The sequence below is a fragment of the Acinetobacter calcoaceticus genome (genome assembly GCF_016508255.1).
Taxonomy (GTDB): Bacteria; Pseudomonadota; Gammaproteobacteria; order Pseudomonadales; family Moraxellaceae; genus Acinetobacter; species Acinetobacter calcoaceticus_E.
Map to the genome: position 1 here is coordinate 95,284 of NZ_JADVKT010000006.1, position 11,776 is coordinate 107,059.

The following is an 11,776-nucleotide window of genomic DNA, read 5'->3' on the forward strand; positions in this document are numbered from 1 at the left end:
CGCTATGCTATCCGCCTTAATAATGAAACTACTAGCCGTACGCCATGTATTTATATACCGATTTCGATCAGCAGCTGATTAATCAACGAGTTGCTCAGTTCCGCGATCAGACAGAGCGCTATTTAGCGGGCAAACTTTCTGAAGATGAATACCGTCCATTACGTTTGCAAAATGGTTTATATGTGCAACGCTATGCGCCTATGCTGCGTATCGCCGTGCCGTATGGCTTAATGAATTCAAAACAATTACGTAAAGTTGCTGAAGTTTCAACTGAATATGATCGTGGTTATGCACATGTATCTACACGTCAGAACATTCAGTTAAACTGGCCAGCTCTTGAAGATGTACCAGAGATTTTAGCTGAACTTGCCACGGTACAAATGCATGCCATTCAAACCAGTGGTAACTGTATTCGTAATACAACGACTGACCAATATGCAGGTGTGGTTGCAGGTGAAATTGCAGACCCACGTCCTACATGTGAATTGATTCGTCAGTGGAGTACGTTCCATCCCGAATTTGCCTTCTTGCCGCGTAAGTTCAAAATTGCCGTTTCTGCACTTGAAGAAAAAGACCGTGCAGCAACGGCATTCCATGATATTGGTGTATATATCGTGCGTAATGAAGCGGGTGAAATCGGCTACAAAATTATGGCTGGTGGTGGTTTAGGCCGTACCCCAATCATTGGTAGCGTAATTCGTGAGTTTTTACCACGTGAAGATTTAATTGCTTACTTAGAAGCAGTGCTACGTGTTTATAACTTGCATGGCCGCCGTGATAACAAATATAAAGCACGTATCAAAATTTTAGTTAAAGCATTAACTCCTCAAGTTTTTGCTCAGAAAGTTGAAGCTGAATTTGAACACACACGTGAATCTTTAAGAATTCAGCCAGAAATCTTGAAAAAACTGGATGAAGAGTTCATTCCATTTGACTATCAAGATTTAGCAGATGAAGACTTTACGGCTTTATTTGCTGAGCATCCAAAATTCAAGCAATGGTTCAATATCAACACACATGCGCACAAAGTGAAGGGCTATCGTATTGTTACGATTTCTCTAAAACGTGCAGGTATTGCACCAGGTGATATGACCACTGAAGAAATGAATTTTATTGCAGATCTTGCTGATAAATATACTTTCGGTGAACTTCGCACTACTCACGAACAGAACATTGCTTTGGCCGATGTTCCTCAAAAAGATTTGTTCGATGTATGGCAAGCGCTTGAACAGCAAAATATGGCACGTGCACATATCGGTTTTATTACCGATATCATTAGTTGCCCAGGCGGTGATTTCTGTTCACTTGCAAATGCGAAATCAATTCCAATTGCTGAAGCGATTACACGTCGTTTTGATGATTTAGACAAAGTTTATGACCTTGGTCATTTAGACTTAAATATTTCTGGTTGTATGAATGCCTGTGGTCATCACCACGTAGGTAACATCGGTATTTTAGGTGTAGATAAAAAAGGTGCTGAATTCTACCAAATTACACTAGGCGGTAATTCTGACCATGATGCATCAATCGGTGACATCTTAGGCCCATCATTTGCAGCAGATGCTGTGCCTGACGTTATTGAAGAAGTATTAAATACTTATCTTGATTTACGTACTGAAGGTGAGCGTTTTGTAGATACATATCGCCGTGTAGGAATTCAACCATTTAAGGAGCGTGCATATGCTTAATACAGCTCTACCTGTGCTTTATAAAGATGGCACGATTGCAGATAATACATATCAAATCATTGCTGAAGATGGTGTTGTTCCTCAAGGTGACGTTGTGGTAACAACAGCTCAACTAGACCAATTAGCTAACATTCAAGGTAAAAAAGCTTTGTATGTAACTGTGAATGATTCACCTGAAGATCATACATTTCCATTAAATGAACTTGATGCAATTTTTATTGAGTTTGCAGGTTTTGGAGATGGGCGCGGTTATTCATTTGCTGCACTATTGCGTCGCCAAGGTTTCCAAGGTGAATTGCGTGCGACAGGTGATGTGTTTAAGGATGTCTTGAACTACTTAAAGCGTTCTGGTTTTGATAGTTTTGTTGTAAAAGAAGGCAAAGACGTACAAGAAGCAGCGGCAGGTTTACAAGACTTTACCAACCCGTATCAAGCTTCAACTGGTGTGCCAGAAGCGAGTTATCAAACAGGTGCTTAATAAATCCTGATATAAAAAATCCCGCAATTTGCGGGATTTTTTATATTGAAATTTATGTATCTAATTGGCAGTTGACCATCCACTTTATACCGAATTGATCGGTAAAAGCGCCGTACAATGCTCCCCAGAATGTCTTTTCTAGAGGCATTTCAATTTGACCATTAACAGATAAAGCATCAAAAAGTTGTTTTGCTTTTTCTTGCTCGTCCTTTTCAAGATTAATAGCGATGTAGTGATTATTGCCTTGGGTAAAAACACTGTTAGGCGCACAGAACTGATCATTGGTATCTGATGCCATAAGTACAGTGTATTCATTGATAGGTAGAGAAACGTGAAGAACTAGATTCTTGTTCGCTTCTGATAGGGTCACACCTTCTTGCGAGGGCATATCACCGTAACGGCTCAACATGGCGAATTCACCGCCAAATACCGACTTATAAAAATTAAAGGCTTGCTCTGCCTGACCTTGGAAATTGAGATAGTGATTGAGTTGCATTGTTATTGTCCATTGTTGTTTTCGTTTAAAAGAATAAGTTAAAACTTAAAAGTGATTTTGTGGGTCATTTTTTGTAGTTTTTTCATAAAAAAATCCCACCGAAGCGGGATTTTAAAAACTTAATTTTAATTAAATGAGTTCAATCGCAACGGCTGTTGCTTCTCCACCACCAATACACAGTGCTGCAATACCTTTTTTACCACCAGTACGTTTCAGTGCATGAATCAGCGTAAGAATAATACGAGAGCCCGTAGAACCAACAGGATGGCCTAGCGCACAAGCACCACCATTGATGTTGACTTTTTCGGCATCAAGTTTGAAGTCATCAATTGGGCACATAGTAACCATCGCAAAAGCTTCATTAATTTCCCAAAGATCAACATCTTGAGCATTCCATCCAGCCTTTTTAAGAACTTTTTCGATAGCACCTACTGGAGCAATCGTAAATTCTGAAGGATGCTGAGAGTTTGAAGCTGTAGCGATAATTTTTGCAAGGGGTTGTAAACCACGTTGGGCGGCAACTTCACTAGAAGTTAACACTAGTGCAGATGCACCATCCGAAATAGAACTTGCGTTTGCTGCGGTAATCGTACCGTCTTTTGCAAAAGCTGGCTTGAGTGAAGGGATTTTGTCAATCTTTGCATTTAAAGGTTGTTCATCTTGGTCAACAACAACATCGCCTTTTCGGCTAGGGACAGTAACAGAAACAATTTCGTCTTTGAAATAACCTTCGGTAATTGCTGTTTGAGCACGTTTCAAAGAACGAATTGCAAAGTCATCCATTTGCTCACGTGTATAGCCACGTGTATTTGCCATATCTTGAGCAAAAGATCCCATTAAACGGCCAGTTTCAGCATCTTCAAGACCATCAAGGAACATATGATCTTTAATTTCACCATGACCCATACGATAGCCAACACGTGCTTTTGGTAAAACATAAGGAGCATTTGTCATAGACTCCATACCACCAGCAACTACAATTTCAGCACTACCAGCTTTAATCATATCGGTTGCTTGCATTACAGCTTTCATGCCAGAGCCACAAAGCTTATTAATCGTCACAGCACCTGTAGAGTCAGGTAAGCCAGCTTTACGCATTGCTTGACGAGCAGGGCCTTGTTTTAAGCCCGCAGGAAGAACACAACCCATAATGACTTCTTCGACATCAGTAGGCTGTAAGCCTGCTCGTGCGATTGCTTCTTTAATTGTTACCGCACCTAATTCAGGAGCAGTTAGACCAGATAATGATCCTTGAAAACCGCCCATAGCAGTACGAGCACCATTAACAATTACGATGTCAGTCATTGTTGTAATCTCCGATTGTTCTTTATCTCAAATTAAGAAAATTTTAAAACTTAAGCAGTATATTGCAAAATAGGGGCAGGATTAGGTTCCGCATTAGACTGTAGAGTTCTAACAATTTTTTAGTTCTTCTAAGCGTACATGCCCCATTTTGCTAAGAATTAATTTAAAATTTTTAAGTTGATCATAAGAACAATATATAAAATTACCATTAGACTCGATTGGAAGACCTGAGCTTCCTTGAAAAACAATACTATTTTGTTTTTTTCCAAAACGTTGTAATTTCATAGAACCATAATGATGATTAAGATTTACAAAGGATAATAACTCTTCATTTAAATCATGCTGTAGATTACGATTATTATCGATAAAGCTGATTAAATTGGTATCCCAGTTCGTATTACAGGCCAATTGATCAGAACTTGGACAGATGACAACGTTCTTATGTCTAATAATTGCGTCATATTTAGCTTTTTGTATATGAATTGTGAGTATACGCGAAGTGTTTTTTAATTCTACAGATGCCATAATTTGATGGTATAAAGGAATGGCTATAACTGACATAATCATAAGAATTACGAGGGTTATAGAAAGCTCAACTATAGTAAAACCAGGAGATTTAAACATTAAGAAACCTTAATATATATATAAATAGAGCAATTTTATGTTTTCTGACAATGATTTATATTATTTTTTATAATAAGGAAACACAAAATCAAATAAGGGTTATCAGTTGGCAATAATACTGGTAAAATCACCGCAAGCGAAACAACGAAGTTGTTCATATTTGCTAGTTGAGTAAAAAATTACCGAATTACAACGGAAATTGTAAGTAATTTTGTCAATAATTTACTTGATTAAAATTATCAAGCACTTGGAAAGTCTATCAAGTGTTTGTATGATTCAAATGTGAATAGCTTAAAAATAATACTGGGGTAAAAATATCTCAGGGGCCAATAAATTTAGGCTGAGCTTGAACAACAATTGTTATCTCTGGAGGATATCCATGAAATTGAGTCGTATTGCACTTGCTACTATGCTGGTTGCTGCTCCATTAGCTGCTGCTAATGCTGGCGTAACTGTTACTCCATTATTGCTTGGTTACACTTTCCAAGACAGCCAACACAATAATGGTGGTGATAAGGGTAATTTAACAAATGGTCCAGAGCTTCAAAACGATTTATTCGTTGGTGCGGCTCTTGGTATTGAATTAACACCATGGTTAGGTTTTGAAGCTGAATATAACCAAGTTAAAGGTGATGTAAACGGCGCTTCTGCTGGTGCTGAATACAAACAAAAACAAATCAATGGTAACTTCTATGCTACTTCTGATTTAATCACTAAAAACTATGACAGCAAATTTAAGCCGTACGTATTATTAGGTGCTGGTCACTACAAATATGACTTTACTGGTGTAGATCGTGGCGCACGTGGTAATTCTGAAGAAGGTACTTTAGGTAACGCGGGTATCGGTGCTTTCTATCGCTTAAACGATGCTTTATCACTTCGTACAGAAGCTCGTAGTACTTATAACTTTGACGAGAAATTCTGGAACTATACAGCTCTTGCTGGTTTGAACGTAGTTCTTGGTGGTCACTTGAAGCCTGCTGCTCCTGTAGTAGAAGTTGCTCCAGTTGAACCAACTCCAGTTGCTCCACAACCACAAGAGTTAACTGAAGACCTTAACATGGAACTTCGTGTGTTCTTTGATACTAACAAATCAAACATCAAAGACCAATACAAGCCAGAAATCGCTAAAGTTGCTGAAAAGTTAACTGAATACCCTAACGCTACTGCACGTATCGAAGGTCACACAGATAACACTGGTCCACGTAAGTTAAACGAACGTTTATCTTTAGCTCGTGCTAACTCTGTTAAATCAGCTCTTGTAAACGAATACAATGTTGATGCATCTCGTTTGTCTACTCAAGGTTTCGCTTGGGATCAACCGATTGCTGACAACAAAACTAAAGAAGGTCGTGCTATGAACCGTCGTGTATTCGCGACAATCACTGGTAGCCGTACTGTAGTAGTTCAACCTGGTCAACAAGCTCAATAATTTGAGTTTTTGAACAGTAAAAAAGCGACTCGTTAGAGTCGCTTTTTTTATTGCGATTTTTAAAATATTTAGTCATTTCTAGATCTCCTTAATAATTATTTCTTTCGTTTTTGTCTAAAATATTTACCAATCACCTTTTCTTAATAGCTGTCTAGTATCTTGTCTATCTTTACGATGTTGAGCACGAGGTTTTTCTGTTTCGTGCATCCCACCTTTTTGAAGTAAAGGAGAAAGAGCCACTTGATTACGGAGTTTGATCTTTGACATATCTTTAATTTTCATGTTTCAACCTTTAATACATAAAACTTGTTTTAGTGTGTGGACAACTTCAATGAGGTCAGTTTGGTTTGCCATGACTTCATCAATATCTTTATAAGCACTTGGGATTTCATCTACAACACCACTGTCTTTACGGCATTCAACACCTTGGGTTTGTTTAATAAGATCTTGCTGGTTAAAAAGGTTTTTTGCCTTGCTTCGACTCATCTTTCGGCCAGCTCCATGTGAACAAGAGCAAAAAGACTCTGGATTTGCTTTACCTCGGACGATATACGATTTTGCTCCCATTGAACCAGGGATAATGCCTAATTCATCTAAGCCTGCTCGAATTGCACCTTTTCGGGTAATCAATAAATTTTCACCGAAATGAGTTTCTCGGCTCACATAATTATGATGGCAATTAATAGCCTCTTTTGTCATTTGAAAGGAGGGTAGAAGAGGGCGAATTGCTTCTAATATTAATCGCATCATTTCTTTGCGATTTTCAAAAGCATATTCTTGAGCCCACTCCACAGCTTCTACATAATCATCAAAACTGTTTGAGCCTTCGGCAAAATAACTCAAATCTTTATCAGGTACATGACCAAAACGGTGCTGAGCCTCTTTCTTGGCTAACTCAATAAAGTAAGTACCAATAACGTTACCCAACCCTCTACTACCTGAATGTAGCATAATCCATACGTCTTGATTTTCATCAATACATAGCTCTATAAAGTGGTTACCACCACCTAGAGTGCCTAGTTGCTTTTGCCATGTGGCATCAAATTGCCGTAACATGCGGATAAGACCAGGGTGCTTTTTGATAATAGGTTGCAAACGTTTTTCTAATGGAATAATGCTAGATGACTTTGCTTTTACCTGTTTATGTAAGGCAAATCCAACCGGTACTTTGCGCTCCATTGCATCACGTAAACGGCTTAAGTTATCAGGCAATTGCGATGCTTTTAGACTTAAGCGAATTGCATTCATTCCACAGCCAATATCTACACCTACAGCAGCAGGAATAATGGCATGTTTAGTAGGAATAACACTGCCTACGGTAGCGCCTTTTCCTACATGGACATCTGGCATAACTGCAATATGAGAATAGATAAATTGCAGCTGAGCCATTTTCTTGAGTTGTTCAATACTTTCACTATCGATATCTTGAGTGAAAATTTTAACAGGAACACCGTAAAGTGCTTCCTCGTTTAATATTTTTTGTATGCCCATAATTTTTCTCTTATTTTTGTCCGTGCAGGCATAAAAAAACCTAGCGAATGCTAGGTCTTAAATTTGAGCATTCGGACAAGTGAAGTGAATTTGTACACTTGTCCGTGAGCTGACATCGTGCCAAATGATTTAATCTGTTTTACCTAGTAGTGTTGGCATGATGTCCTCCTTATTTAAAAGTGCCGTTGAAAATCTGAACGGCATTTTACCTCTTTTAAATCAAAGATCAAGTTTTTTGACCTTTGAGTGATATTAAAGATTTGTTGATATCGCTTTTAATCTTGTTCCGGTTTGACGTTCATTTGATCATAAGGGATGAGTTTAGTTTTATTTTTCCACTTATACCCCAACCAAATAATTAAGAACAAAGGTAAGCTAATATAAGTTGAAAGTAGGCCTAACCAGTCAATTTTTCCACCTAAAATGGCTTGATAGTTTTGTCCCAAAATAATGATTGAACATAGAATAAATGCGAACCAAGGGGCAAATGGAAAAAATTTGGCACGGTATGCTAAATCTTCTAATTTATATCCTTGAGCAATATAACCTTTGCGGAAGCGGTAATGAGAAATTGCAATTCCTAACCAGACAATAAATCCGCACATACCAGACATATTGAGCAACCAGTTAAATACCTGCTTTTCGCCAATAAATGTAGTTAAGAAACAAAATGCTGCAATAAATGTCGTTGCATATAGCGCATTCATCGGAACGCCACGACCATCAAGTTTTGCAAACCATTTCGGTGCACGACCTTCTTGAGCCATTTTAAACAACATACGCGTTGAAGAATACATACCAGAATTACCAGCAGATAAAATAGCAGTCAGAATGACAGCATTCATTAAGCCAGCAGCAAAGGCAAAACCAACTCTTTCATAGAGTAAGGTAAATGGAGAAAGCGCAATGTTTTCAGTAGTAGCAGCTTGCAGCAAATTTGGGTCATCATAGGCAATTAAGGTACCGATAATGAAAATACATAAGATATAAAATAATAAAATTCGCCAGAAAATCTGTTTGATTGCAAGTGGAATCGTTTTCTTTGGATCTTTTGACTCACCAGCGGCAACCCCAACCATTTCAGTACCTTGGAAAGAGAATCCGGCAATCATTGCTACACCGATCATCGCCTGTAAACCACCTACAAAAGGTGCTTCTTTATAGGTCCAGTTTCCAAAAGCTGCAACACCTGGAGTGAGCATAATCTTAATGATCATGGCTAAGCCAATAATAATAAAGGCAACGATGGCGATCACTTTTACCATTGAGAACCAGAATTCGCTTTCGCCGAATCCCTTTACTGTCATGGCATTAATCATAAAGATAACGACAAGGAACAGAGCACTCCAATAGAACCCTGGAATATCAGGGAACCAGAACTTCATAATAAACTGAACTGCAACAAGTTCGAAGGCAACCGTAATCGCCCAGTTATACCAATAGTTCCAACCTAAAGCGAAGCCAAAACCTTCTTCGACATAACGACTGCCATATGTAAAAAAAGCCCCAGAAGTCGGATTGTGGGTTGCAAGCTCACCTAAACTGGTCATTAAGAAGTAAATCATAATACCAATAAGGGAATAGGCGAGTAGTGCTCCACCTGGGCCAGCATTTGCAATGGTTGATCCAGAAGCAAGGAAGAGGCCTGTACCAATGGAACCACCAATGGCGATCATATTCAGATGACGAGCCCCAAGCTTACGCTGGAGTTTTTCAGGAGCATGTGTTTCGCTCATGGAGATTCCTTACATAGTTTGTTATGCACAGGCATATAACACCTTAAAGCCTTGAAGATCAGTTTTAATCTGGCACTGACCAAAGTGCTTCTCAATTAAGATCGGATAGTTTAAAAAACGGTTTGCTACAATCCATAGCTCGCCTGATGCCTTTAAATGTTTTTTAGCGTTCTGACAGAGTCCTTCACTTGCATCATAGTTGGTATGAATACCTTGATGAAAAGGGGGATTACTGACAATGGCATCGAGTTCTGTTGGAGCGTCTGCAATACCTATGACAGGCTGCAATCTCAACTGGTCTGAACCTATTCCATTTCGACTAAAAGTCATTTCCGTTGACCGTAATGCGAAAGCATCAATATCTAGGGCATGAATAATATTACTTGAATTTATTTTTGCCAAATAGCAACTGATAATTCCAGCACCACACCCGAAGTCGGCAATTCTACCTGATTTCACCTGATTAAGATAAGGGAGTAAAACAGCAGTTCCGACATCTAGATGATTTTGGCTAAAAACACCGGGTAGGGCACAAATCGTAAGCTCTTGTTCATTCACCTGAACAGTGTAAGTTTTAAGCCAACTTTCCAGAGGTTTAATCTGTTCTGTTTTTTCTATCTTTAAGTGCCACAACTGACAGTGGCGGGCGCTGTCAAGTTTTAGTACCTTGCCGAAGCTTTGTAATTGTTTGGCAGCTCTTTCGACACCACCTTTTTTTTCACCGACTAAAAAAACAGACTGATCGGTTTTAAGATGACTCATCACTACGTGCAAGATATAGTTTAAGAGCTCTTTAGATTTTGGAACAAAAATGATTGCTTGGTCGAATTCTTGTGATGGGAACTCAACTGAGAAGTGCGCTTTTGTTCCACTATTTATAAATACCTGATAGTCGGCATGGTTCCATGTCCAGACTGACGCATCAGTCCCAGTGGGTAATTGACTGACTAAGGCATCATTTGGTGCATTAATTAACAAGATTCTACCTTTCAAATAGTCTTGCTGTCTTAATACCACTTCACTTCTAGGATCCATGTACATCTCTCATGAAGAAGAATGCCCAGTGGGAACTGGGCAGTAATCAAAATTACAAATTAGTTATTTATGAGTTTCAGGAAGCACAACATTTAGAATTAATGCTGCTATACCACCTGTTGCCACGCCAGAGCTAAAAATATTTTTAAATAATTCTGGAAGGTGCTCTAAAATTTGAGGAACTTGAGCAACACCTAAACCTAATGCAAGTGAGATGGCAATAATTAATAATGCTCGGCGGTCAAGGTGAACTGAAGAAAGAATATTAATGCCTGATGCAGCCACTGCACCGAACATTACCATAACAGCGCCACCTAAAACCGCTTGAGGAACTGCTTGTATAACACCAGCTACCGCAGGGAATAGACCTAATAAAATCAATAAGCAAGCAATCCAGATACCTACATAGCGGCTAGCAACCCCAGTGAGTTGAATCACACCATTGTTTTGGGCGAAAACAGAACTCGGGAATGTGTTAAATAATCCAGCCAATAAAGAATTTGCACCATTAACTAACACACCACCTTTAATGCGTTTCATCCATTCAGGGCCATTAACAGGTTGGTTAGAAAGCTTACTGGTTGCTGTCACATCACCAATTGCTTCTAAAGAAGTTACTAAATAAATGAATGCCATTGGGATGAATAATCCCCAAGAGAAGCTCAAACCAAAGTGCATTGGTGTTGGAATTTGTACGAGTGGCGCATCTTTAATACCAGAGAAATCTAGATGACCCATAAATCCAGCAAGAATGTAACCACTCACTAAAGCGATTAAAATAGCTGAACATTTAATCCAAACCACTCGAATACGATTGAGCACGATAATAATGGCAAGTACTGTACATGACATAATAAGGTTGTCTGCACTTGCAAAAGTGTGATCTTGCATGGCTTGGTAACCACCACCCATACTAATTAAGCCTTCTTTAATAAGCGTTAAGCCAATTAATAAAACAACAATACCGGTCACCAACGGAGTAATTAGTTTTTTTACCCATGGAAGAATTTGTGAAACACCCATTTCAATGAAGGAACCTGCAATGACCACACCAAATATTGCAGCCATAACTTGGTTAACAGGTGTTCCTGCGGCCACCATTGCACTACCAATACCAATAATAGGACCAATAAAGTTAAAGCTCGTGCCTTGAACAATAAGCAGACCTGCACCAAACGGACCAACTTTTTTACATTGTAGAAATGTAGCAATACCTGAAATCACCAAAGACATCGATAAAATCATGTTGGTTTCGGTGCGTGAAACGCCTAAAGCTAAACAAATTAAAAGGCCAGGTGTAACAATTGGTACAATAATCGCAAGCAAATGCTGGAAAGCTGCTAAAAAAGCGATCAAAGGTTTTGGTCGATCATTTAAACCATAAACAAGGTCTAAATGGTCTTGAGAGTGTTGATTGGACATGGGTGTAGGTCCGCCGCAATTTTGCAAATTGGCGCTATTCTAATCGAGATAACTATCTTTACAAAACGA

The 11,776-nt window shown here is 38.8% G+C and carries 11 protein-coding genes; 3 read left to right on the plus strand and 8 right to left on the minus strand.

Annotated features, from left to right (window positions below; all coding sequences use genetic code 11):
* Positions 1–44: 44 nt before the first annotated feature.
* A complete protein-coding gene (locus tag I5515_RS12765; RefSeq protein WP_199967498.1) occupies positions 45–1,688 on the plus strand; it encodes a nitrite/sulfite reductase in 1,644 nt (547 codons plus the stop codon).
* Positions 1,681–2,166, plus strand: a complete 486-nt coding sequence (locus I5515_RS12770; protein WP_199967500.1) for a DUF934 domain-containing protein — start codon at positions 1,681–1,683, stop codon at positions 2,164–2,166. Before I5515_RS12765 ends, I5515_RS12770 begins: the two co-directional genes overlap by 8 nt.
* A 52-nt stretch (positions 2,167–2,218) precedes the next feature.
* Here the strand turns inward: I5515_RS12770 and I5515_RS12775 are convergent, their stop codons facing one another.
* The 3 genes from I5515_RS12775 to I5515_RS12785 form a co-directional block, all read right to left on the minus strand.
* A complete protein-coding gene (locus tag I5515_RS12775) occupies positions 2,219–2,662 on the minus strand; it encodes a VOC family protein (RefSeq protein WP_199967502.1) in 444 nt (147 codons plus the stop codon).
* 129 nt (positions 2,663–2,791) lie between these two features.
* The gene (locus I5515_RS12780) at positions 2,792–3,967 is read right to left on the minus strand and encodes a thiolase family protein (RefSeq protein ID WP_199967504.1); all 1,176 of its coding nucleotides are present in this window, start codon (positions 3,965–3,967) and stop codon (positions 2,792–2,794) included.
* 108 nt (positions 3,968–4,075) lie between these two features.
* Positions 4,076–4,591 carry a GspH/FimT family pseudopilin gene (locus I5515_RS12785; protein WP_199967505.1) on the minus strand — a complete coding sequence of 172 codons (516 nt, stop codon included), beginning with the start codon at positions 4,589–4,591 and terminating at the stop codon, positions 4,076–4,078.
* 379 nt (positions 4,592–4,970) lie between these two features.
* Here I5515_RS12785 and omp38 point away from each other — a divergent pair, with 379 nt between their 5' ends.
* A complete protein-coding gene (gene omp38 / locus I5515_RS12790) occupies positions 4,971–6,023 on the plus strand; it encodes an outer membrane protein Omp38 (protein WP_199967506.1) in 1,053 nt (350 codons plus the stop codon).
* A 123-nt stretch (positions 6,024–6,146) separates the two neighbouring features.
* On the opposite strand, the gene I5515_RS12795 is transcribed toward omp38, so the two are convergent.
* From I5515_RS12795 to I5515_RS12815, 5 genes are all read right to left on the minus strand, one after another.
* Positions 6,147–6,305: a hypothetical protein gene (locus I5515_RS12795; protein ID WP_199967507.1), complete on the minus strand. Its 159-nt coding sequence runs from the start codon at positions 6,303–6,305 to the stop codon at positions 6,147–6,149.
* A gap of 3 nt (positions 6,306–6,308) precedes the next feature.
* Positions 6,309–7,514, minus strand: a complete 1,206-nt coding sequence (locus I5515_RS12800) for an RtcB family protein (RefSeq protein WP_199967508.1) — start codon at positions 7,512–7,514, stop codon at positions 6,309–6,311.
* 275 nt (positions 7,515–7,789) lie between these two features.
* Positions 7,790–9,250, minus strand: a complete 1,461-nt coding sequence (locus tag I5515_RS12805) for an amino acid permease (protein WP_199967509.1) — start codon at positions 9,248–9,250, stop codon at positions 7,790–7,792.
* A gap of 21 nt (positions 9,251–9,271) precedes the next feature.
* Complete coding sequence (locus tag I5515_RS12810; protein WP_199967510.1) at positions 9,272–10,285, minus strand: methyltransferase; 1,014 nt, start codon at positions 10,283–10,285, stop codon at positions 9,272–9,274.
* A gap of 63 nt (positions 10,286–10,348) precedes the next feature.
* Positions 10,349–11,707 carry a uracil-xanthine permease family protein gene (locus I5515_RS12815; protein WP_199967511.1) on the minus strand — a complete coding sequence of 453 codons (1,359 nt, stop codon included), beginning with the start codon at positions 11,705–11,707 and terminating at the stop codon, positions 10,349–10,351.
* Positions 11,708–11,776 lie beyond the last annotated feature (69 nt).